This window comes from Tabrizicola sp. (assembly GCF_016793705.1).
Lineage (GTDB): Bacteria > Pseudomonadota > Alphaproteobacteria > Rhodobacterales > Rhodobacteraceae > Tabrizicola.
Genome location: NZ_JAEULO010000041.1, coordinates 152935 through 175716 on the forward strand (window position 1 = coordinate 152935; position 22782 = coordinate 175716).

The window sequence follows — 22782 nt, forward strand, 5'->3', positions numbered from 1 at the left end:
AAAGGCTGCGGGCTCAGGCGGGCTGGGCTTCGAGGAGGTCGGCGACGGTGCCGTTGACGGTCCAGTCCGGGGCGAGGAGCAGGAGGTCGGCTGCGTCGCGGTGTTCGGGGCTGGCGAGGTCGGGACGGGCGAGGAGGCGGGCGGGGGCGGCCACGGCCATGTCGAGGGCGGTTTCGGGCGGGGTGCCGACGATGGTGATCAGGCGGTGGAGGCCTTCGGCCATGGTGACATGCGCCCCGGCGAGGGAGCCTTCCGCGTTGACCAGGCGGCCGTCCTTCAGCCAGACGTCGCGGCCGTAAAGGCGCAGGTGGCCGGAGCCGCCGACGGTGCTCATCGCGTCGGAGACGAGGAACATCCGGCCGGGGAGGGGCCGCGCGCGGATGGCGAGGCCGACCATCTCGTCGGCGACATGGATACCGTCGCAGATGATGCCCGCGTAAGCCGAGGAGTTGATGCAGGCGCCGGTCACGCCAGGGGCGCGGTTCAGCATCGGCGACATGGCGTTGAAGAGATGGGTGAAGCAGGTGGCGCCTGCGTCGAGGAGGGTGCGGACCTCATCTGCCGTGGCGTCGGAATGGCCGATGGAGACGACGGCCCCGAGGCCTGCGAGGCGGGCCACGTCCTGCGGGGTGGTGCTTTCCGGCGCGACGGTGATCTTGACGAAGAGGCCTGCGGCGCGGAGGAGCTGGACATGGGCCAGCGTGCTGGCGTCGAAGGGGCGGACCCATTCCGGCGCATGGGTACCGCGGCGGGGGATCGAAAGATGCGGGCCCTCGATATGGAGGCCGAGGAGGCTGCGGTCGGGCTGCGGCTCGGCCTGGGCGGCAAGGGTGGCGTCGACGGCGCGGGCCAGGACTTCGGGGGCGTCGGTGATGACGGTGGGCAGGATGCCGACGGTGCCGAAGCGGCGGTGGGCGGCGGCCATGCGGTGCAGGGCCTCGGGCGACTGGTCGTTGTTCAGGAGCGCGTCGCCGCCGCCGTTGACTTGCAGGTCGAGGAAGCCGGGGGTCAGGATGCCGCTGATGCGACGGACCGGGGCGCCGGGGGGCGGAGCTTCAGCGATCTGGAGGCTGCGACCCTGGGCGATGCCGAGGGCCGCGCCGGGGCGGAGGCGGCTGCCGTCGAAGATCGCGTCGGGAAGGAGCCAGAGGTCGGGTGTTGCGGTCATGACCGGGGTCCCGTGAAGAAATAGGGGCGGAGAGCGGTTTGCACGCGGGCGAGCGCCAGCGCGCGGGGCAGGGGATAGGCGTTGGCGCGGGCGGTGGCAATCTCGTCTTCGCGGAAATGCGCGTGGAGCATCGGGTCGGGCAGGCGTTTGTCGGCGAGGTCGGTCATCAGGCGCTGGACGGCCTCTCGCGCCTTCGGGTCGGGCCAGTAGTAGCGGATGCGGTCGGCGAGGCCGAAGTGGCGCTCGCTGCGCGGATCAGCGGTTTGCCCGTGGATATGCGCCTGCCAGTGGGCGGGGTTCGCCAGCATCACCTGTTCCATCGTGTCCGCAAGAGAGGGGCCGCTGGCCCAGCCGTTCTGGGAACGCAGGGCATCGAGGGCATAGAGCGCCTCGCGCCAGGCGAAGGTCAGGGCGGGGCCGACCTTCTGGAAGGCGAAGCCAAGCTCGGCGAGACGGGGGTAGGCGGCGGCGTGCTGGTAGTCGGTGGAATGGGCTTCGAGGCAGAGGCCGGGCCAGTCTTTCAGGGCGTCGAGAAGGTGGGGCTTGCGGGCGAGGGGAAGGTGGTGAACCTCCATCGGAGAGAACTCGACGCCGGGCTGGACGACGAGGCCGCCGATCTGGTCGAGGGGAAGATTGAGGGCGCGGAAGGCTTCGGCATGGGCGGCGAGGGTGGCGCTGGCGGAGGCGGGTGTTGTCGGCGGGATATCGCCATGGTCGTCGGTCCGCGCGCCGCCGGGGGGAGGGACTTCGGTGCCGATGACGAAGAGGAGGGCGGCGGGGTCGGGCGCGTGTCGAAGGGCGGTGGCGGCCAGTGCGGCGGAGCGGCTGGCGGTGATTTCGTCGGTGAGCTGGGCGGGCTCTCCGGCACAGCCTTCTGAGCAGTCGAGGTGGATCTTGGTGAAGCCTGCGGCGGCGTAGTCCGCGACCATGCGGTGCGCCTTGTCCATCGCTTGCGTCGCCGGAAGCTTGCGCCAGGCTTGCGGGCCGAGATGGTCGCCGCCGAAGAGGATGCGGGCGGGGTCGACCCCAGCGCGGGTGGCGATGTCGGCGACGAAGCGGATGAAGGCGGCGGGCATCAGGCCGGTATAGCCGCCGTCCTGGTTGACCTGGTTCGAGGTGGCTTCGACCACGATCGGCTGGTCGAGGGTTTCGGCGAGGGTGAGCGAGGCTTCCAGGGCGTCGGGGTGGGCGGTGCAGACCGAGGGGATGGCGATGGGCTCCCCGGCGCGGTTCCGGGCGATGATCTGGCGGAGGTCAGGCATGTTCGGCCTCGTTCAGGGCGTGGAGGGCGGCGCCGCGCGCCCCGCTGGCATCCCCGCCCTCGGCGAGGCGGATGGCGGGGATCGGGAAGGTTTTCAGGGTGGCTTGGGCGAGGCGTCTCGTCAGGTCCGCGGTCAGGCCGGGGGCGCGGGAGAGGCCGCCGCCGATGACGATGACCTCGGGGTCGAGGGTGAAGCAGAGGGTCACGAGGAATTCGGTCGCCAGGTCGAGCCAGATGTCCCAGGCCATGGCGAAGCAGGGAGTGGTGGCGCGACCGGCGACCACGGTTTCGGGAGCGTGGGTCTGGCCGGTCAGGTGGGCGGCGATGCGGGAAAGGCCGGGGGCGGAGAGATAGGTCTCGACGCAGCCGAGGCGACCGCAGCCGCAGGTGAGGAGGGGGAGGTTGTGGGCGGTGACGGGACCGGCGGCGAGGGGGAAGTGGCCGAACTCGCCCCCGGTGGCGGCGGGCGAGGGGAGGAGACGGCCGCCTGTCACCACGCCTCCGGCGACGCCGGTGCCGAGGATCAGGCCGACGGCGGGGTCGGCGCCCCTTGCCGCTCCGAGGGTGGCCTCGGAGAGGGTGAGGGCGCGGCAGTCGTTGATCCAGGCGATCTTGCGGCCTGCTGCGGTGGCGATGTCGGCGGGGAAGGGCTTGCCGGTGGCGGAGAGGTTGGAGGTTAGGGCAAGGCCGGTTTCGGGGTGGACGAGGCCCGCGGCGGAGATGCCGATGGGGAGGTTGGTGCCATGCGTTTCGCACCAGCGGATCGCCTCGGCCATCGCGGCGACGAGGACGGGGTAGTCCTTTGGCGTGGGCCAGCGGTGGCGGGCGGCGAGCGACCAGTCGGGGGCGAAGACCTGCGCCTCGATCTTGGTGCCGCCGAGGTCGATGCCCGCCGCGATCATGGCGTCACCGGGTGGAGTTTCACGCCGGAGACGACGCGGGTGAGGGTGCCCTGGCCTGCGAAGGGATCGTCGACATTGAGTCCAAGCGCGTCGGACCAGGTGACGGCGAGGATCTGGGCGAGGGCGACGTAGAGGGGGGCAGACCAGAGATCGCCGAACGGGTGCGGGATGTCGGGAGTGGTGACGGTGCTGCCGGGGAATTGGGTGCAAAGCTCGGCCAGGAGGTCGTCGTCATAGGCGCGGGTGTTGGGGTCGGCGGAACGGAAAAGCCAGAGGTCGGTGTCGGGTGTGGTGAAGCTTTTCGGGCCGTGGCGGAAGCCGAGTGTCGAATCCCAGAGCGCGGGGATTTGTCCGGCGGACAGCTCCATCACCTTGAGCGCGGCTTCGCGGGCGGCGAAGGAGAGGGGGCCGGAGCCGAGGAAGACGGCGCGGGCAGGAAGGCGGGCGGATCCGGCCTGGGCGGTGAAGGCGGGGAGGAGGGTTGCGAGGGCGTCGGCGAGGGTCTGGAAGCGGTTTGCGGCTTGATCGGCTGGAAGGGTCGTGTCGAAGAGGGCGGCGGCGGTCAGGAGCATGGTGGAGAAGCTGGAGGTCATCGCGAAGCCTTGGTCATGGGTGGCTTCGGGCAGGGTGATGACCCTGGCGCCGGGCCTCGTGGCCAGCGCCGAGGCGGCGTTGCAGGTGATGTTGAGGCGGGGCCAGTGCGGGGCGAAGGCGTCGGCTGAGTCGAGGAGTCCGAGGGATTCGGCGGAGTTGCCGGAGCGGCCGAAGCTGACGATGAGTTTCGGTTGGCCGGTGAGGTAGGCGCGGGGGCGGGCGACGATGTCGGTGGTGGGGACGGAACGCAGGCGGGGGCCTGTTCTTCCATCAACCTGCTGGCCTTCTAGGCCCGCGGCGAGGATGTCGCCGATATAGGCGGAGGTTCCAGCGCCGCAGAGCCAGACTTCGTCGGTGTCGGTCTGGGCTATCCACCGGCGAAGGTCGGCGACGGGCAGGCGGGCTCCCCAGTCGCGCCAGATCGCGGGCTGGGAAAGGATTTCGCGGAAGGTGGCGTGGCGGGTGAGGTCGGTCATCGGGCTTTCGCTTCGTGGATCGGTCGGGTGCCCCCCACCCCATCCCTCCCCACGAGGGGGAGGGGGGCGCTTGTGGCAGGCCTTGGTGCGGTGCGGTGGTAGACAGCGCCTCTGGCTGCGGAGGCTGCCTCCGGCGGGGATATTTGGGCAAAGAGGGAAGGTGAGGGGCGGGTCATCGGGTTTGCGTCACCTTGGCAAGCGTCGTCGGACGGTCCGGGTCGAGCCCCAGCGCGAGGGCGGTTTGCAGGACAAGCGGGTAGGTGAGGCAAAGGAGCGCGGCGGCGGCGGCGGCCGGGGTGAGGCCGGTCGCGCCCGCGTCGGAGGGGCGGAGGCGAACCACGGTTCCGCCAGCGGCGCGGAAGCGGGCTTCGGCGGTGTCGAGGCTGTCCTGAACCTGCGGCGCTTCGGTGTCGAGGATCAGGATCAGGAGCGGGTTCGTCACCAGTTGCAGGGGCCCGTGCAGGACTTCGCTGCTGGAATAGGCCTCGGCGTGAAGGGCGCAGCATTCCTTGAGCTTCAGCGCCAGTTCCTGCGCCGCGCCGAAGCCGGTGTCGCGGCCGATGACATAGACATGGGAGGCGCGCAGGAGCGCGGCGAGGATCGCGCGGGTCTGCGGCAGGGTTTTGCCGTGCAGGGCCGCGAAGGCCTGCGCGGAGGCTTTCGCGCGGGAGGCATAGGCCGGGGCGAGTGCGGAGAGCAGCGCCATGCCGCCCGCGATCGCGCCGATCACCGATTTGGTGGCGGGCACGGCGAGTTCCGGGCCTGCGCCGATGCGGAGGATGAGGTCGGCTGCGGCCTCGACCGGGCTTTCGGGTGCGTTGGTCAGTGCGAGGACGGTGGCCCCGTTCGCGCGCGCACCTTGGGCGGAGCGGACTAGGTCGGGCGAAGCGCCGGATTGAGAGACGACGAGGACGGCGGCGCCGGTCAGGCGGACGCCTTCCCCGAGCGAGAAGATCGAAGGGGGGAGCGAGGTCACGGGCAGGCCGGTTTCGCGCATGATCTCGTAGGAGAGGACGTTGGCGGCGGCGTCGGAGGAGCCGCGGGCAACGGTGTAGATCGCGCGGAGTTCGGTCAGGTCCGGGAGGGCGACGGGTTGCGCGACGGAGGCGGCGAAGACGGCCGGGGCCTCGGCGATCTCGCGGGCCATGTGCTGCCCGGCGTCGGGGGGAAGGTCGATCATCTTGCGGCCCGGATGCGGGAGGGGGGACAGGTGCGGCTTTCGGGACGACGGAGCCCCCCACCCCCGGCCCCTCCCCACGAGGGGGAGGGGAGGCGCTTGCGGTTGGCGTCGTGTACGGCGGAAACGGTTGCGCGGGGGGTGGTCGCGGAGCCTCCGGCGGGGATATTTGGGCCAGTATGAAAGACCGGGTGGGTCATTGGCGCAGGCCGTGTCTGTCGAGCGCGGCCCAGGTGTCGGTGAGGTCGACCACCTGGCCGGTCACACGGGCCTGGTCCAGCGCAATTGCGGCGATGCCCGCCTCCATCGCGTCGAGGATGGAGACGGGAAGCGCGCCGGATTGCCCGCGCAGGTAGGCGGTGATGTCGCGGCACATGAGCTGGTCGGCGCCGTAGTGTGCGCCCTTCATCGCCGTTCCTTGCGTGTAGTCGTGGTCGGCAAGGCGGCGGCCGTCGCGGGCGGTGACTTTCAGGAAGCCGCGCACGAAGTCGCCCTCGGCCATGCCATGCGTGCCGATCACGCAGAAGCGGCGGTGTTCGTCGGGGACGTTCAGGTTGGTGTGGAAGGCGAGGGAGGCACCGGTCTCGTACTCAAGGATCGCGGTCTGGTAGTCGATGATGTCGCCGTCGGACAGGAAGGGATCGTCGGTCGATTCCCAGACGGATTTCTTGACGTGGAAGATTTCGGCCTCGGCATTCGACTTCGGCGCGTTGGCGGGGACGAAGCTTTTGCGCCCGCCGAAACTGGCGACGCGAGCGGGGCGCGAGCCGGTGACCATGTTGTAGATGTCGAGGTCGTGGCAGCATTTCTCCAGCATGAAGCCACCGGCGAGGCCGGTCTTGCGGCGCCAGTCGCGCATGAAGAAAGCGCCGTGGTAGGGGCCGATGTGTTCGTTGGCTTCAAGGCTGGTGACATCGCCGAGCCAGCCCTGCGACTGGGCGGCGCGGAGGTCGACCATGTGCTGCGAGTAGCGCAGGACGAGGCCGACCATGACGCGGTTGGTACCGCCGTGTTTTGCAAGGAGGCGCGCGAGTTCGAGGGTTTCCTCGATGGAGACGACGACGGGCTTTTCGGTGAAGATCTGCACGCCTGCCTCCAGCCCCAGGCGGATCTGGTCGAGGTGGAAGACGTTCGGGGAGAAGACGCAGTAGAGGTCCGGCCGCGCGTCGGAGAGCATTGCCTCGACGGAAGGGTAGCGCGGGGTGTCCTCGCCGATCATCGAAAGATGGGTGGGCTGGGGGTCGTAGTAGCCGACGATCTCGGCTTCCGGCATCTCTTCCTTGAGTGTGGTCAAGACATGACCGGCCCGCAGACCGATGCCTGACGTGACAATACGCATTGTGGTCTCCTTTCAGGCGGCGAGCGCAGGGGCCTGCCGCCGCCGCATTACGCGGCCCTGGGTGTCGAAGACATGGGCGTCGGCGGGGGAGAAGGTCAGGCCGATCTCCTCGCCCTCATGCACGGTAGTGTCGCCGGAAAGTGCCGCGCAGAGCTTCAGCTCGTCGGCCATCTGGCCATAGGCGATGGCGGTGCCGCCGAGGCGTTCGAGGACACGGAGGCGCATGGCAATGCCCTGGCCGAGCTTCAGGTTCTCGGGGCGGACGCCGACATCGACGCTGTCGCCCTTGCGAGCCGTTGCGGCCTCGACCGGCAGGGTCATCCGCGCGCCGCCGTGGAACTCGACCGTGACCCCTTCGGCCCCGGTGCCGGTGACGGTGGCGGGCAGGAGGTTCATGTTGGGCTGGCCGATGAAGGTGGCGACAAATTTGGTCGCAGGGTGGTGGTACAGCTCCATCGGCGTGCCGAACTGTTCGATCCGGCCCTTGTTGAGGACGACGATGCGGTGGGCCATCGTCATCGCCTCGACCTGGTCGTGGGTGACGTAAACCATGGTGGCGTCGAGGTCGCGTTGCAGGGCGGAAAGCTCGACGCGCATCTCGCCACGGAGGGCTGCGTCGAGGTTGGAGAGCGGCTCGTCGAAGAGGAAGACCTTGGGGTTGCGCACGATGGAGCGGCCGATGGCGACGCGCTGGCGCTGGCCGCCGGAGAGCTGGCCGGGCTTCAGGCTGAGCTTCTCGGTCAGTTGCAAGATTTCAGCGGCGCGACCGACTTTCTGCTTCACCTCGGCCTCGGGCAGGCGGGCGACGCGGAGGGGGAAGGCGATGTTCTCGAAGACCGAGAGATGGGGGTAGAGCGCGTAGCTCTGGAACACCATCGAGATGCCGCGGTCGACCGGGGCGGCGGCGGAAACGTCGGTGCCGTCGATCAGGATCTGGCCGGAGGTTGCGGCTTCAAGCCCGGCTATGATGCGCAGGAGCGTGGACTTGCCGCAGCCGGAGGGGCCGACGAAGACCACGAATTCCTTGTCTCGGATGGCAAGGTCGATGCCGGTCAGCACCTGGGCCGCGCCGAAGGACTTGGTGATGGACTGGAGATCGAGCGTGGCCATGGACGCGTCCTTGGAGAGGAAGGGCGGAAGGGTGGGGGCGCGATTGGCCGCGCCCCCGGTTCTGATCAGCGGACGGCGGCGAGTTCGACACCCGCTTGCGTCACCAGCTCGTCCACGGTGCCTTCGCCCAGCATGATGCCCTGGATCATGTTGGTGAAGACGGCCTGCAGGGCCTTGAAGTCCTCGACCATCGGCTCCGGCCCGCCGGTCGAGATGCCCGCGACGAAGACCGGCCAGTTGCCCTTGGTGTAGAAGACATCCGTCATGCCGAGCTTCTCGTAGTCGAGGATCGGCGTCAGACCCCAGGTCATGTCGAGGTCATACTGCGCCTCGCCCGAGGTCAGCGCCTTGGCAAGCTTGGTCGCCAGTTCCTCGTTCCCGGTGCCCTTGAAGACGGCGAGCGAGTCGGTGATCAGGATCGTGCCGTTGGTGCCCGAGGGGCCGTGCGGGACGGGGACGATGATCTGGTTCGGAACCTTTTCCTTGTGCTGGCCTTCACCCCAGGGTCCGTTCACGTACATGGCGATCTGCCGGTCGTTGAAGAGGTCCTTCATCTGGTCGCGTTCCCATTCGGTCGGGCCCGATTCCATGTAGGGCAGGAGGTCTGCATAGAGTTGCAGGGTTTCGCGGGTTTCCTTGCTGTCAAGCGCCGGGGTGCCGTCGTCGTTGTAGACCTTGCCGCCGTTGGAATAGAGGAAGTCGAGGAACATGTGCATCGTGTTGTCGAAATCCTTGCCCGCGATGCCGATGCCTGCGGCGTCGGTGTTGTCGGTCACGGTCTTCGCCAGAGCCACAAGCTCGGTCCAGTCGGCGGGCGCCTTGCATTCGGCCCCGGCGGCTTCGACCACGGTGCAGTTGATGTAGAGCGCCTTGGTCGAGAAGGCGTGCGGGATGCCCCAGTACTGGCCGCCGTTGGTCACGGTCTTCAGCACGCCGGGCTGGAACACGGCCTCTTCCTCGGGGGTGAAGGTGACGGGAACGATCAGGTCGTTCTTCGCCAACTGGCGCAGGGTGCGGGACCCCATGTAGGCCACGTCCGGCGGGTCGCCCGCGGCGGCGAGCTGCATCGACTTGTCCTGGCAGGTGCCCCATTCCACCGCTTCCATCTTCACGGTGACGCCGGGATTGTCGGCCTGGAACTTGTCGATCACCACCTGGTCGGCGGGGCGCACTTCGCCGCCGCACATGATGAAATGCAGCTCCTGCGCCTGGGCCGAGAGCGCCGTTCCGGCCATCAGGCCTGCGGCGACCGTCAGGGTCTTGAGATGGGTCATTCGTAGTCTCCCTTGTTGGTGGTCTTGGTTGGTCATTCTTTCACCGCGCCGGCGGTGAGGCCCGCGACGAGGAACTTCTGGAGGAACAGAAACACGATCATCACCGGGGTGATGCCGGTCAGGGCGGCGGCCATCAGCTCGTTCCAGGTGGTGTCCTGGTAGCCGACAAACTCGAACAGGCCGGCGGGAAGCGGCTGGATTTCGCGGACGTTGTTGAAGGTGATGGCGAACAGGAACTGCTGGGCATAGGCGCCGATGTAGACGGCGGTGCCGACGACGATCAGGCCGGGGACGGCGAGCGGGATCACCACCCGGCGCAGGGTGTAAAGCCGCGAGGCACCGTCGACGAAGGCGGCCTCCTCCAGTTCGCGCGGGATCTTCTCCAGGTACGACCGGAGAAGCCAGATGCCCGTCGGGATCAGGAAGGCCACGCCGGGGATGATCATCGCCCAGTAGGTGTTGAGCATCCCGAGCGAGCGCAGCACCCGGTAGAGCGGGATCAGCAGCACCGCCCCGGTGAACATGTTCACGGCCAGGAACCCGCCCAGCGACAGCGACTTGAACGGAAAGTCGAGACGGGCATAGGCGTAGGCAGCGGGTATGACCACGATCATGGTGATCACGGTCACGGCCGAGGCGACGAAGATCGAGTTGAAGATGTAGCGCCCCAGAAGCGGCACCGTGTTCCACATATCGCGGTAGGCTTGCAGGCTGAAATCCTCGGACCACCAGGAGAATTCGGCGGTCATCAGGTGGCTCATGGGGCGGAGCGAGACGCGGATCATCTCGATGAAGGGCATCAGGATGAAGAGGAGGAAGAAGAAGGTGGCGATGTAGACGCCGATCTTCTGGAGGAACGAGAGCTTGTCGATCTGCATGATTTCGCCCCTCTCTTACTTGGCGCCGTAACGGCGGTTCACGCGGTTCAGGAACCACAGGTAGAAGAGCGAGAAGGACGCCAGCAGCACCACGATCACCACCGCCCGCGCCGCGCCCTCGCCGAAACGCTGGGCGGAAATCGCGACCTTGTAGGTGTCGATGATCAGGGTGGTCGTCGCCCCGCGCGGGCCGCCTTCGGTGAGAATCCAGATGATCTCGAAGCTGTTGAAGGTCCAGATCGCGGAGAGGAGCGCCATCGAGACAATGACTGGCATGATCTGGGGAATGGTGATGCGGCGGAAACGATACCAGCGCCCGGCGCCGTCGACCCAGGCGGCCTCGTAAAGGTCCTTGCTGACGCCCTGCATCGCGGCGAGGAAGAACAGCGTCACCATCGGGGTGCCGACCCAGACATCGGTGACGATGGCCGAGTAGAAGGCCGAGGTCTTGGTGGCGAGGAGGGCGACGCGGTCCTGCACCAGGCCGAATTCCTGCAACAGGCCCGAGATCAGCCCGAAATAGCCGTTGTACATCCATTTCCAGCCGATGACCCCGATGGCGACCGGGATCACCCAGGGCGGCATGACCAGCACGCGGAACAGCGCCTTGCCCGGAATGGCGGCGTTCAAAAGCGTGGCGCCGATCAGCCCGACCACCAGCTTCAGGCTGACGGCGAGGACCATCCAGTAGAAGGTGCGCCCCACGGTCTGCCAGAATTTCGGGTCGCCGAAGAGGACGGTGTAGTTTGCCGCGCCGACCCAGTTCTCGCCGCCGAGCGTGGCGTCGGTGAAGGAGAGGCGGATCGTCTCGATCAGCGGCCAGACCACGATGACGGCGATGAACAGCAATGCGGGCGCAATCAGGAGCCAGGCAAAGGCGCGGTCGGACAGCTCGCGGCGCTGCATCCGTTCCGGCGCGGCGGTTTCGACGGCAAGCGTCATGCGGTTCCCCCTGTCCAGCCTGGGCCGCCTGGCAGGGCGGCGCGGGTCGAATCATCTTGTTGTCCTGACGATACCAAAAAACATCTGATTTGCTACCATCATAATACCAAGTTACCGAAAAAATCGGAAGCGGCGCGATTTTCCCTTGTTTTCGCGCCGAAAATCGGCCCTTCTGGCAAGAAGCGATGGAATTGGTTCCGTCAAAACAATACCAATTCGGGGGCTTCCGATGGAAGACGATCAGGCGCTCTACCGCCCCGAAGCGTGGTTTCGCGCCGCGCGCGGGCCGCGGTACGAGCAGCTTTACCGCCATCTCTCGGCGGCCATCGCGGGCGGTGAACTGCCGCCGGACAGCCAGCTTCCGCCGGAACGCGAGCTGGCTCTGATCGCCGATGTCTCCCGCGTGACGGTGAGGAAGGCGGTCAGCCAGCTGGTCGAGGACGGCGTGCTGGAACAGCGGCGCGGCGCAGGTACTTTCGTCAAACCCGCGCGGTCGCGGATCGAGCAGTCGCTCTCGGCGCTTCTGTCCTTCACCGACTACATGCGCCAGCGTGGCAAGACTTCGTCCAGCCGCATCCTGCGCCGGGGGCTGTTCCTGCCCACGCCGGACGAAACCATCGCGCTGGGGCTTCCGGCCGGGGATCGGGTGGCGCGGGTGGAGCGGTTGCGCTTTGCCGACGAGACAGCGCTGGCGCTGGAATGGTCCTCGCTGCCGACCGATGTGCTGCCCAACCCCGAAGTGGTGGAAACCTCGCTATATGACGTGCTGCGGGCATCGGGGAAGGCACCGACGCGGGCGGTGCAGCGGATCACGGCGGTGAACCTGACGGCGGCGGATGCCAAGCTGTTGCTCCTGCCGGAAGGGGCGGCGGTGCTGCGGATCGACCGGACGGCCTATCTGCCCTCGGGGCGGCCGATCGAGTTCACGCGGGGGCTATACCGCAGCGACATCTATGATTTCATTGCCGAATTGAGGCTGGACGCGCCATGACCCTGAGCTTTTCCGCCCGGATCGAGGGGCGGCAGATCCTGTGCGCCATCGGCACGGATCGCCCGCTTGCCGCGCCGGTCTTCTGCTTCTCGCTGATGGCCGCGCCGACGGTGGTCTCAGGCGGCACGCTCGTCCGGCGGGTGGCGGGCTATGCCGAGGTCGCCTTGCCGGACCTTGCGGCAGGCGCGGTGCATGAGGTGGTGCTGGAGCACGCCAACGCAGATTACTTCCCGCGCAACCGGGCCTGGCTGCCGCTGGGGCCGTATCTGCGGGTGGGGAAGGAGTGCCTGCCGCTGCCGCCGGGCGCCGGCCTCGGCCTGCGGGAGGCGGAGGGGCCACCTGCGCCTGCACTGGAGGCCGGGCGTTTGCCGCTGGTCCCGCAGCCGACAGAGTGGCGCGCTTCGGGCGGGGAGATCGGTTTCGCCGCGCTGTCTCCGGTCGAGGGGCTGGAGGGCGTGGCGGACCTGGCAGAGAGGCTGGGGCTGGCGCCGCTGGTTGTGCCGGGGGGGCTGCCACTGGCGGTGACGGAGGAGGCAGCACTTAGGCCAGAGGGCTATCGCCTGACCATCGCACCGGCGGGCCTGTCGGTCGCGGTGGGCGGACCTGCGGGGCTGCACTACACCGGGATCACGCTCCTGACCTTGCGCGAGACCTGTGGCGGCAAGCTTCCCTGCGGCGTGATCGAAGACCAGCCGCGCTTCGGCTGGCGTGGGCAACATCTTGATTGCGCGCGGCATTTCTTCGGCGTCGATTTCATCCTGCGCCTCCTCGACCTGATGGCGCTCCTCAAGCTGAACCGCTTCCACTGGCATCTCTCTGACGACGAGGCCTTCCGGCTGGAGGTCGAGACCCAGCCCCTCCTCTGGCAACGCACCGCCTTCCGGGGCGAGGGCGAGCTGGTGCCGGGCGTCTTCGGCGGCGGCATACGGGCGGGGGGTAGCTATTCGAAGGCCGACGTGGCGCTTGTGCTGGCGCGGGCCAAGGCGCTGCACATCGAGGTGCTGCCGGAGATCGAGGTCCCCGCCCATTCGCACGGCATGGTCAAGGCGATCCCCGGCCTGCGCGACCCCGGCGACAATGGCGAGGAGGCCTCGGTCCAGGGTTATATCGACAACATCGTGAATCCCGCGATGCCCGCGACCTGGGAGCTGTTGCAACCCCTGGTACAGGAAGTGGCAGGGCTGTTCCCCTTCGGCATGATCCACCTTGGCGCGGACGAGGCGCCGCACGGGGCCTGGGACGGTTCGCCCGCCGTGGCGGCGCTGAAGGCGCGCGAGGAGCTTCGGACTTCGGATGACCTGCAGGGCTGGATGCTGGCGAAGCTGGCGGAGGGGCTGGTGGCGCAGGGCATCCGCGTCGCGGCCTGGGAGGAGGCGGCGAAGGGGGTGCAGGGCGGCATCGGCAACGGCGCGCTTCTGTTCAGCTGGACGGGGCAGGGGCCGGGGGTGGAAGCCGCGCGGCGGGGGCATGACGTGGTGATGTGCCCGGCGCGGACCGCCTATTTCGACCTCGCCCATTCGGACGATCCGGACGACTGGGGCGCGGCCTGGGCGGGGTTCGTTCCGCTGGAAAAGACCGTCGACTGGAACCCGGTGCCGAAGGGGGCCGAGGACATCGCCCCGCGCATCGCCGGGGTGCAGGCCTGCTTCTGGGGCGAGTTCACCACCGAGGACTCACAGGCGGAGGGGATGATTGCCCCCCGTATCCTCGGGATCGCCACGAAGGCGTGGGAGCCCGCCTGGCGGACCGATGGGCATGGTATCCGGGCGCTGGCGGGGATCTACGGGCCGCTCTTCGACCGGATCGGCTGGAGGCGGTACCGCGGGGCGTGAGGATGGCTCGTCGTGGACTTCGTCACTCCTCGCGACGAGAAGACGAAGTCGCACGAGGAGGTCAGGTAAGATGCCGCGCAGCCTCTTTCCGGGCGAAGGGTTTCAGCATCTCGCCATGCGCGGCGAGGAAGGCCCGCGTCGCCGCCGCATCGTGCTTCGACAGGTCGCGCAGCCACCAGGCCACGGCCTTCTGGATGAACCAGTCGCGGTCCGGGGCCAGTTGGGCGCACCAGCCCAGCACGCGCTGCCGGATCGCAAGGTCCTGATCCGTCGGGAAATTCTGCTTGGTCCAAGGCAGGGTCATCACCAAAGCCGCGCGGCGGGTCCACATATGCGGGCTTGTCACCCAGCCCTCCACCTGGTCCAGCCGCGACGGATCGGCCACCAGCCGCCGGGCGCCGGCATCGGAGGCGTGGTCGGCCAAGGCCCAGCCGTCGAACTGGGGCACCCAGCTGGCGATCAGGTCCCAGACGCCCTGGTCCGGACGCAACCGCGCCTGGGTCAGCAGCTTCGCCGCCGCCACCCTTGCGTCGTGGATGTCCGAGCGCCAGAGGCCGTCGGCCAGCGCCACGCGCTCTTCCACCGACAAACCCTCGCGCCAGGCCGTCGCCAGTTCGGTGATCCGCGGCACCCGCAGGCCCAGCACGCGACGGGGCGACTTGAGATAGGCCGCCTCGGCGACCGCGCGTTCGGGGTCGGCTTCGGCCTCGAGCGCCGCCAGCGCGTCCTGAAGGGTGATGGTCATTCCACCGTCACCGATTTCGCCAGGTTTCGCGGCTGGTCCACATCGGTGCCCTTGGCGATGGCGGTGTGATAGGCCAACAGCTGCGCCGGGACGGCATAGAGGATCGGCGCCCAGAGTGGATCGACGGTGGGAAGCGCCAGCGTCTTCCAGGTGCCCTGTCCCGCCGCCGCGATCCCGGCGGCATCGGAGAGGAGCAGCACCTTGCCGTGCCGCGCCATCACCTCCTGCATGTTCGAGACGGTCTTGTCGAAAAGCGCGTCCTTGGGCGCCAGGACGATCACCGGGACCGCTGCGTCTATCAGCGCGATGGGGCCGTGCTTCAGTTCACCAGACGCATAACCTTCGGCGTGGATGTAGCTGATTTCCTTGAGTTTCAGCGCACCTTCAAGCGCCAGCGGGAACATTGACCCGCGACCGAGGAACAGGATGTCCTGCGCCCTGGCCAGATCTTCGGCCACCCTGGATATGGGGTCCGACAGCGACAAGGCGGCATTCATCAGTCCGGGCAGGGCGGAAAGCGAAGTGAGCCGCGTCTTGAGCGTTGACGCATCGATCCGGCCGCGATCGCTGGCGGCCTTCAGCGCCATGAGGGCGAGGACCGTCAGCTGGCAGGTAAAGGCCTTGGTCGAGGCGACACCGACCTCCACCCCCGCCAGGATCGGTAGCGCCAGATCGCTTTCGCGGGCGATGGAGGAGGTGGGCACGTTGACGACCGAAACCACCCTGGCCACCTTGCCCGTCGCGTGGCGGAGGGCGGCCAGCGTGTCGGCGGTTTCGCCCGACTGGCTGACGAAGATCGCCATCGAGGCCGGTGACAGGACCGGCTCGCGGTAGCGGAACTCGGAGGCGATGTCGATGTCGGCTGGCAGGCCCGCGATCTGCTCGAACCAGTATTTCGCGACATGGCAGGCATAGGAAGCCGTACCGCAGGCGACCAGCGTGACACGGGCGATACCCTTGAAATCAATGCCTTTCGGCAGGTTGAGGGCGCCCTCTGGGGTGCAGTAGTGCTTCAGCGCATCGGCAATGACCACCGGCTGTTCGGCGATTTCCTTGGACATGAAATGTTTGTAGCCCGCCTTCTCGATCCGCGTCGCGTCCAGCGCGATGTGGGTCTCGGCCCGATTGGCGCGGCGGTTCTGTGCGTCGAAGATCTCGGCCCCGGCGCGGGTGACGACGGCCCAGTCGCCCTCTTCCAGATAGGTGATCCTGTCGGTCATCGGTGCCAGCGCGATGGCGTCACTGCCCACGAACATCTCGCCGTCGCCCCAGCCGATGGCCAGCGGGCTGCCCTTGCGGGCGGCGATCAGCAGATCGTCCTCGCCATCAAAGAGGAAGCAGAGCGCGAAGGCCCCATGCAGGCGGGCGAGTGTGTCCTGCGCGGCGTCCACGGGTGAGGCGCCGCGGTCCATCGCACGCTTCACGAGGAGGACGACCGTCTCGGTGTCGGTCTCGGATTCCTGGCGGTAGCCGTCGGCGACCAGTTCGGCGCGCAGCTCGCGGAAGTTCTCGATAATGCCGTTGTGGACGACCGCGACCCCGCCCGCGCGGTGCGGATGGGCGTTCTTCTCCGTCGCCGCGCCATGGGTGGCCCAGCGGGTATGGCCGATTCCGGCTTTTCCGGCCAACGGGTTATGGACCAAAAGGTCGGACAGGTTGACGAGTTTTCCCACCGCACGGCGCCGGTCCAGCTTGCCCGCATTCACGGTGGCGATCCCGGCAGAGTCGTAGCCCCGATATTCCAACCGCTTCAGCGCCTCGACCAGCAGCGGGGCAGCCTCATGGTTCCCCAGTACCCCTACAATACCGCACATTTCTAATGCCCTTTTGCCTTTGAAACCTTGACGGCTTTCAACTTTTCGAACATCCGCGTCGCCAAGCCTGGCTTCGTGACCTGCCGCGCCCGGCCGATCGCCACGGCTTCGGGCGGAACATCCTCGGTGATGACCGAACCGGAAGCGGTCAGCGCTCCATCGCCCACTGTCACGGGCGCAACAAGCATCGTGTCGGACCCGATGAAGGCGCGCTTGCCGATTGTGGTCCGGTGCTTCATCACCCCGTCATAATTGCAGGTCACGGTGCCGGCGCCGATATTGGTATGCTCGCCCACCTGCGCGTCGCCGAGATAGGTCAGGTGGCCGACCTTCACGCCCTCGTCCAGGATCGCATTCTTGATTTCGACAAAGTTGCCGACGTGCACGTCCTCGGCCAGTTCCGCGCCGGGGCGGAGGCGGGCGAAGGGGCCGACGGTGGCGCCGCGGCTGATGTGGCAGCCTTCGAGATGGCAGAATGCCTTGATCTCGGCCCCGGATTCCACGGTGACGCCGGGGCCGAAGATCACGTTCGGGCCGATGATCGCGTCGCGGCCGATATGGGTGTCCAGCGCGAAGAACACGGTTTCCGGGGCGGTCAGGGTGACGCCGTTCTCCAGCGCTTCGGCGCGGGCGCGGGCCTGGAAGGCGGCTTCGGCTTCGGCGAGTTGCTGCCTTGTGTTGACGCCCAGCGTCTCGGTCTCGGCGCAAAGGACGACCCCGGCGGAGAGGCCGCGCTTGCGGGCGAGTTCGACGATGTCGGTCAGGTAGTATTCGCCCGCGGCGTTGTCGTTCTTCACCTCGGCGATAAGAGAGAAGAGGGTGTGCGCCTCGGCGCAGACGACGCCGGAGTTGCAGAGGGTGAGGCTGTATTCCTCGGGCGTCGCGTCCTTGTATTCGCGGATCGCCAGAAGCTCGTCGCCCTGGGTCAGCAGACGGCCGTAGCGGCCAGGGTCACGCGCGTGGAAGCCGAGGACGACGACGGCGTGTTTCGCCCGTGCGTCGAGCATCGCACGGAGGGTTTCCTCGCGGATCAGCGGCGTGTCGGCATAGAGGACAATGGCCTCGCCCGGTTCGTCGGAAAGCAGCGGCGCGGCCTGGGCGACGGCATGGGCGGTGCCGAGCTGCGGGTCCTGGACGACGGTTTCGATCACCTCGCTGTAAGCCGTCGCGGAGGCGGCGACGGCCTCGCCCCCGTGGCCGGTGACGGTGACGATGCGCGACGGTTCCAGCGACTGGGCGGTCGCAAGCGCGTGGTGGAGGAGGGGGGCGGCGGCGACCTGGTGCAGGACCTTGGGCAGGTCGGAGTTCATCCGCGTGCCCTGACCGGCTGCCAGAACGATGACTGAAACCTGCATTCTGCCCCTTCCTTTATCGTCGCGCCCGTTTTACCCCCCTTGGATCGGGTGGCAAGGGGGCGGGGCCTCACACCACGTTACAGGATTGCCAAGAATGCGCTGCGTAGTCTTCGATCTGGACGGAACTTTGGCGGACACCTCGACCGACCTGCTGGCGGCGGCGAATGCCTGCCTGCCGCGGGCCTGCCTGGGGCCGGGGGATTCGCTGACGGCGTTCCATGGCGGGCGGGCGATGCTGCGGCTGGGGTTCTCGCGGCTGCGGATGGACTGGTCGGAGGCCGATGTGGATGCGGCCTATCCGGTGCTGCTGGAGGCCTACCGGGGCGGGATCGCCACCCATACCCGGCTTTATCCCGGCGCGATGGAGGCGGTCGAGCAGCTCAAGGGGGCGGGCTTCGCGGTGTCGGTCTGCACGAACAAGCCGGAGGGGTTGGCGGAGCTTCTGCTGACGGCGTTGGGGGTGCGGGGGGCCTTTGGGGCGCTGGTCGGGGCGGATACCTTTCCGGTGAGGAAGCCCGATCCCATGCCCTACCGGGCGGCCGTGGAGCGGGCCGGAGGGGACGTTGGCCGGTCGATGCTGGTGGGCGACACCGAAACCGACGCGAAGACCGGGGTGGCGGCGGGGGTGCCGGTCGTGCTGGTCACCTTCGGGCCGGAGGGGGCGGGAGTGGGGCGGTTCAACCCGGCGGCGCTTTTGGACCGGTTCGAGGATCTGCCAGGGCTGGCGGGGCGGCTGCTGGCCTGAGTGTCCACGGTGGACAAAAGTCGAGAACACAATCAGATCAGATAGATAGTCACGGGCGTTAAGGATTTCGTAATCTCTGCGCAGGTGGCTCCGGGCGCGCGCTCGCTGCCTGACCACATGGGACGGGAAGTGCTTTTGGTGCTGGCCAATCCGCAGCGAAGCGGCGGTTTTCAGATCGAGCGCTGGCGCGCAAGCCTTCTGTCTCGCCTCTGGCCTGCGGCCAACCGGCTCGGGATTGCCTCCGGCGGGGATATTTGGAGCCAGGTGAAAGGGCTTTGCAAGGGTGGTCCCGGCCTGGGCGGGCGAGCTTCGGGGCAAGACCCACGCCGGTTTGACAGTATCAACCGCGACCCATAGGGTCGCGCGTCATGAGCACCATCAGTGAAACCAGTGTCGGCGCCCTGAAGCCGGTCAGCCGCCATGCGGTGACGTTCGTCCTGATCACCGTCTTTCTGGACATGGTGGGCTTCGGCCTGATCATGCCGGTCCTGCCGAAGCTGATCGAGGATGTGGGCCATGTCACCATCGACAGGGCGGCGATCATCGGCGGCTGGATGTTCGCGGCCTTCAGCCTGGCGCAGTTCGTCTTCGCACCGCTGATGGGCAATCTGGCCGACCGCTACGGGCGTAGGCCGCTGCTGCTGCTGGCGATCTTCGGGCTGGGGATGGACTTCATCCTGATGGCCCTGGCGCCCACGCTGGAGTGGCTGTTTGCCGGGCGGATCATTGCCGGGATCTGCGGAGCCAGTTGGATCATCGCCAGTGCCTACATCGCCGATGTCACCGCCCCAGATGACCGGGCCAGGGCCTTCGGCTACATGGGGGCGGCCTTTGGCGTCGGCTTCGTCATCGGCCCGGCCATCGGCGGATTGCTGGGAGAGTTGGGCCCGCGGGTGCCGTTCTGGGTGGCGGCGGGTATCTCGCTGATCAACTTCCTGTATGGCTTGCTCGTGCTGCCCGAATCCCTGTCGCCCGAGAACCGCCGCAAGTTCGAGCTATGGCGGGCCAATCCCTTCGGCGCCTTCCGGGTTTTCGCGACCTATCGCGGCGTCCTGCCGATGGTGCTGGTGCTGGGTCTCTTCTTCTTCTCGACCTCGGTCTATCCGGCGATCTGGACCTTCTGGGGCATCGCCAAGTTCGGTTGGTCCGAGGCGATGGTGGGCGTCACGCTGGCGATGTTCGGGCTGATCGCGGGGGCCTTCCAGGGGTTCCTGACCGGACCGGCGACGGCGCGGTTCGGGGAATGGCGGGTGGCGCTGTTCGGGATGGTCTGCGCGACGCTTGTGGTTCTGGGCTACGGCTTCGTCTGGTCGGTGCTTGGCGTCTTCGTGCTGATGATCCTGCACGGGCCGGAAGGCTTCGTGCATCCGCTGCTGACCGCGCTTCTGACCAAGCGGGTGCCGGAGGATGCACAGGGTGAATTGCAGGGCGGGCTGTCGGCGGTGATGAACCTGGCGATGTTGTTCGGCACGGTGTTCTTCGCGTTGATCTTCGGGCATTTCTGGGCCGAGGGCCGCGCCTGGCGGTCGACCGACGTGGCCTTCTGGATCGCGGCGGGCTGCCTTGCGCTGACGACCGTGCTGTTCCTGCTGCTGAAGAGGTCCGAGAAGGCATGAGCGAGAAGTTCAAGGGCAGCTTTACCCAACAGGAGCCGATCCCCGAGGCGGGCATCGAGGCGGCGATGGCCGTGCTGCGGCACGGGCGGTTGCACCGCTACAACACGGTTGCCGTGGAAGTGGCCGAGACGGCGCTGCTGGAAGAGGAATTCGCAGCCTATGTCGGGGCGAAATACTGCGTCGCGCTGGCTTCGGGCGGGGCGGCGATGGCCTGCGCCTTGCGCGCTTGTCAGGTGAAGCCGGGCGATCCGGTGCTGTCGAATGCCTTCACGCTGGCGCCGGTGCCGGGGGCGATTGCCTCGCTGGGGGCAAGGCCGGTCTTCGTCGAGGTGACGAAGGATCTGACCATCGACCTTGACCATCTCGAGGAGCAGGCGAAGGCCTCCGGCGCGAAGGTACTGCTCCTGTCGCACATGCGGGGGCATGTCGGCGACATGGAGGCGCTGATGGCCTTGTGCGACCGGCTGGGGCTGCGGGTGATCGAGGATTGCGCGCATACGATGGGGGCGAAGTGGAAGGGCGTGGCCTCGGGCAGGCACGGCGCCATCGGCTGCTATTCGACGCAGACCTACAAGCACATGAACTCGGGCGAGGGCGGGTTGCTGGTCACGGACGACCCGGAACTGGCGGCGCGGGCGGTGCTTCTGTCGGGGTCCTACATGCTGTTCGCCCGCCACCGGGCGGCACCTCCGGCGGAGGTGTTCGAGGCGCTGAAGCTGGACGTGCCGAACGTGTCCTCCCGGATGGACAACCTGCGGGCGGCGATCCTGCGGCCGCAAATCGGGATGTTGGACGACAGGCGCGCGCGGTGGCGGGCGCTTTATCAGGGGATGGAGCGGGGGCTTGAGGGCGTGGCCGGGGTTCAGTTGATCCCGCGCCCGCAGCATGAGGATTATGTCGGCTCGTCCTTCCAGTTCCTCTTGCCGGGTTGGGAGCCTGCGCGGGTGGCCGCCTTCGTCGCCGGGGCAGCGGCGCGGGGGGTGGAGCTGAAATGGTTTGGCGCGGCGGACCCGCAGGGGTTCACCAGCCGCTATGCGCATTGGCGTTATGCCGCGCCCGAGGTTTTGCCGCAGACCGACCGGGTGCTGGCCGGGCTGATCGACATGCGGTTGCCCCTGACCTTTGCCGCTGAGGACGTGGTCCAGATCGCCCGGATCATCGGTCAGGAGGTCGGGGTTGCCGCATCGGCGCGCGACCTGGCTTCGGTCGCGGCCCCGGCGGCGGACTGATGGGCTGGCTTCTCCGCCCGGCGCGGCCCGCCGGGCCGGTGGTGCGGGGGCTTCGGCGGCTGGCTGATCCTCGTTTCTACCTGAAGCTGGCGATCGGGCTGGCCGTGGCGGGGCTGGTGCTGGTGCCGACCATCGCCGACCTGGTGAACGCGGCGATGAAGCCCGTGTCGAGCGATCAGGGCGATTGCCGGGTCCTGCGTGTTGTGGACGGCGACACGCTGTCGCTGATCTGCCCGGAGGACGGGATGGTCAGCGCGCGGCTTCTCGGTTTCGACACGCCCGAGAAATACGCACCGAAATGCCTGGGCGAGTTCCTGGCTGCGGAACGCGCGTCCTGGCATCTGCGGGCGCTGATCCAGCGCGCGGACCGGATGGTGCTGGTGCATCAGGGGACCGACCAGTATGGCCGGGCGCTGGTGCGGCTGGAGATAGACGGCGTGGACGTGGCCCGGCTGATGATCCGCGGGGGCCATGCGCGGCAGTATGGTGGCGGGCTGCGGGGGAGTTGGTGCTGATGCGGGTATTGCGGCGGGGTCGCTTGTCGATGGAGGTGGAACTGGGCGACACCCGGGTCACCGTGCTGTCCGACGGCGAGACGGCGATGCCGGTGAGCCATCTGCGCGGCCCGGATGGTGCGCCGCTGCCTGACGGTGATCTGGCCGGCGCCGATGTCGTCGGCGGCAAGTTGCGGCTGCCGGTGCGCTGCTTCCTGGTCCGGGGGCGGGACGGCTGCCTGATGATCGACACCGGGGCGGCCAATGCCTGGCATCCCGTTCTGGGGCGGCTGCCCGAGGCGATGGTCGAGGCGGGGGTCGGGGCGCGCGAGGTGACGGTGGTTGCCCTGACCCATACCCATGTCGATCACCTGAGCGGGCTGGTCGGACCCGAAGGCGCGGCCTTCCCCGATGCCGAGCGGGTTCTGGTCGCGACCGAAGAGTTGCTGGCTTTTCGCGCGGAGCCCCGGATGCTGCCGGTCCTGCCGCGCCTTGTGCCGCTGGAGCAGGGGGACGGGCTGATCGCGGGTGTGACGGCGATCAACGCGCCGGGCCATTCGCCGGGGCACATGGCCTTTCTGGTCGAGGGGCGGCTGCTGATCTGGGGCGATCTGGTGCACCACGCGGCGGTGCAGTTTGCCCGGCCGGAGGTGACCTGGGCCTTCGACGAAGACCAGGATCGGGCCCGCGCCACGCGGCTGAGGCTGATGGCGCAGGCCGAGAGGGACGGCTGGCTGGTTGCCGGGGCGCATCTGCCCGACCCCGGCATCGGCTGGATCGCGCGGGCGGGGACGGGCTATGCCTTCGTTCCGGTCGGGTCGGGCGGCTGAGGCCTGCCTG

20 protein-coding genes are annotated in these 22782 nt (G+C 68.0%); 7 read left to right on the forward strand and 13 right to left on the reverse strand.

Translation table 11 applies throughout. The features are described from left to right. Nucleotides 1-13 precede the first annotated feature (13 nt). From nagA to JNJ68_RS10960, 10 genes are all read right to left on the reverse strand, one after another. Nucleotides 14-1168: an N-acetylglucosamine-6-phosphate deacetylase gene (gene nagA, locus JNJ68_RS10915; protein WP_294982349.1), complete on the reverse strand. Its 1155-nt coding sequence runs from the start codon at nucleotides 1166-1168 to the stop codon at nucleotides 14-16. Next, the gene (locus JNJ68_RS10920; protein ID WP_294982350.1) at nucleotides 1165-2430 is read right to left on the reverse strand and encodes a class II D-tagatose-bisphosphate aldolase, non-catalytic subunit; all 1266 of its coding nucleotides are present in this window, start codon (nucleotides 2428-2430) and stop codon (nucleotides 1165-1167) included. The genes nagA and JNJ68_RS10920 overlap by 4 nt, the downstream gene beginning before the upstream one ends. Further along, nucleotides 2423-3331, reverse strand: coding sequence for an ROK family protein (locus JNJ68_RS10925; RefSeq protein ID WP_294982352.1), 909 nt, complete (start codon nucleotides 3329-3331; stop codon nucleotides 2423-2425). Before JNJ68_RS10925 ends, JNJ68_RS10920 begins: the two co-directional genes overlap by 8 nt. Beyond that, nucleotides 3328-4401 (reverse strand): SIS domain-containing protein, encoded by a 1074-nt coding sequence (locus JNJ68_RS10930; RefSeq protein WP_294982354.1) that lies wholly within the window; start codon nucleotides 4399-4401, stop codon nucleotides 3328-3330. Before JNJ68_RS10930 ends, JNJ68_RS10925 begins: the two co-directional genes overlap by 4 nt. A gap of 172 nt (nucleotides 4402-4573) precedes the next feature. Then, complete coding sequence (locus tag JNJ68_RS10935; protein ID WP_294982356.1) at nucleotides 4574-5581, reverse strand: SIS domain-containing protein; 1008 nt, start codon at nucleotides 5579-5581, stop codon at nucleotides 4574-4576. Nucleotides 5582-5774: 193 nt separating this feature from the next. Beyond that, nucleotides 5775-6917 (reverse strand): Gfo/Idh/MocA family oxidoreductase, encoded by a 1143-nt coding sequence (locus tag JNJ68_RS10940; protein WP_294982358.1) that lies wholly within the window; start codon nucleotides 6915-6917, stop codon nucleotides 5775-5777. Nucleotides 6918-6929: 12 nt separating this feature from the next. Next, nucleotides 6930-8027 (reverse strand): sn-glycerol-3-phosphate ABC transporter ATP-binding protein UgpC, encoded by a 1098-nt coding sequence (ugpC, locus tag JNJ68_RS10945; RefSeq protein WP_294982360.1) that lies wholly within the window; start codon nucleotides 8025-8027, stop codon nucleotides 6930-6932. Between the two features lie 65 nt (nucleotides 8028-8092). After that, a complete protein-coding gene (locus tag JNJ68_RS10950; RefSeq protein ID WP_294982362.1) occupies nucleotides 8093-9301 on the reverse strand; it encodes a sugar ABC transporter substrate-binding protein in 1209 nt (402 codons plus the stop codon). Between the two features lie 32 nt (nucleotides 9302-9333). Then, nucleotides 9334-10179: a carbohydrate ABC transporter permease gene (locus JNJ68_RS10955; RefSeq protein ID WP_294982364.1), complete on the reverse strand. Its 846-nt coding sequence runs from the start codon at nucleotides 10177-10179 to the stop codon at nucleotides 9334-9336. A 15-nt stretch (nucleotides 10180-10194) separates the two neighbouring features. Further along, complete coding sequence (locus tag JNJ68_RS10960) at nucleotides 10195-11121, reverse strand: sugar ABC transporter permease (protein ID WP_294982365.1); 927 nt, start codon at nucleotides 11119-11121, stop codon at nucleotides 10195-10197. A 229-nt stretch (nucleotides 11122-11350) separates the two neighbouring features. Here JNJ68_RS10960 and JNJ68_RS10965 point away from each other — a divergent pair, with 229 nt between their 5' ends. Continuing rightward, nucleotides 11351-12112 (forward strand): GntR family transcriptional regulator, encoded by a 762-nt coding sequence (locus JNJ68_RS10965; RefSeq protein WP_294982367.1) that lies wholly within the window; start codon nucleotides 11351-11353, stop codon nucleotides 12110-12112. Next, nucleotides 12109-13944, forward strand: coding sequence for a family 20 glycosylhydrolase (locus tag JNJ68_RS10970; RefSeq protein WP_294982368.1), 1836 nt, complete (start codon nucleotides 12109-12111; stop codon nucleotides 13942-13944). Before JNJ68_RS10965 ends, JNJ68_RS10970 begins: the two co-directional genes overlap by 4 nt. A gap of 61 nt (nucleotides 13945-14005) precedes the next feature. On the opposite strand, the gene JNJ68_RS10975 is transcribed toward JNJ68_RS10970, so the two are convergent. Genes JNJ68_RS10975 through glmU form a run of 3 tightly spaced genes read right to left on the reverse strand, consistent with a single transcriptional unit; the run spans nucleotide 14006 to nucleotide 17858 of the window. Beyond that, nucleotides 14006-14683: a DNA alkylation repair protein gene (locus JNJ68_RS10975; protein WP_294982482.1), complete on the reverse strand. Its 678-nt coding sequence runs from the start codon at nucleotides 14681-14683 to the stop codon at nucleotides 14006-14008. A gap of 2 nt (nucleotides 14684-14685) precedes the next feature. Beyond that, nucleotides 14686-16503 (reverse strand): glutamine--fructose-6-phosphate transaminase (isomerizing), encoded by a 1818-nt coding sequence (glmS, locus tag JNJ68_RS10980; protein WP_294982369.1) that lies wholly within the window; start codon nucleotides 16501-16503, stop codon nucleotides 14686-14688. Nucleotides 16504-16505: 2 nt separating this feature from the next. Then, nucleotides 16506-17858 carry a bifunctional UDP-N-acetylglucosamine diphosphorylase/glucosamine-1-phosphate N-acetyltransferase GlmU gene (glmU, locus tag JNJ68_RS10985; protein WP_294982371.1) on the reverse strand — a complete coding sequence of 451 codons (1353 nt, stop codon included), beginning with the start codon at nucleotides 17856-17858 and terminating at the stop codon, nucleotides 16506-16508. Between the two features lie 94 nt (nucleotides 17859-17952). Between glmU and JNJ68_RS10990 the strand changes: the two genes are divergently transcribed. The 5 genes from JNJ68_RS10990 (at nucleotide 17953) to JNJ68_RS11010 (ending at nucleotide 22772) form a co-directional block, all read left to right on the forward strand. After that, a complete protein-coding gene (locus JNJ68_RS10990; RefSeq protein ID WP_294982373.1) occupies nucleotides 17953-18603 on the forward strand; it encodes an HAD-IA family hydrolase in 651 nt (216 codons plus the stop codon). A 368-nt stretch (nucleotides 18604-18971) separates the two neighbouring features. After that, nucleotides 18972-20219, forward strand: a complete 1248-nt coding sequence (locus JNJ68_RS10995; protein ID WP_294982376.1) for a TCR/Tet family MFS transporter — start codon at nucleotides 18972-18974, stop codon at nucleotides 20217-20219. Next, the gene (locus JNJ68_RS11000; RefSeq protein WP_294982378.1) at nucleotides 20216-21448 is read left to right on the forward strand and encodes an aminotransferase class I/II-fold pyridoxal phosphate-dependent enzyme; all 1233 of its coding nucleotides are present in this window, start codon (nucleotides 20216-20218) and stop codon (nucleotides 21446-21448) included. Before JNJ68_RS10995 ends, JNJ68_RS11000 begins: the two co-directional genes overlap by 4 nt. Beyond that, nucleotides 21448-21963, forward strand: coding sequence for a thermonuclease family protein (locus JNJ68_RS11005; protein ID WP_294982379.1), 516 nt, complete (start codon nucleotides 21448-21450; stop codon nucleotides 21961-21963). Before JNJ68_RS11000 ends, JNJ68_RS11005 begins: the two co-directional genes overlap by 1 nt. After that, entirely contained in the window at nucleotides 21963-22772 is an 810-nt protein-coding gene (locus JNJ68_RS11010) for an MBL fold metallo-hydrolase (RefSeq protein WP_294982381.1), read from the forward strand. Before JNJ68_RS11005 ends, JNJ68_RS11010 begins: the two co-directional genes overlap by 1 nt. Nucleotides 22773-22782: the final 10 nt, after the last annotated feature.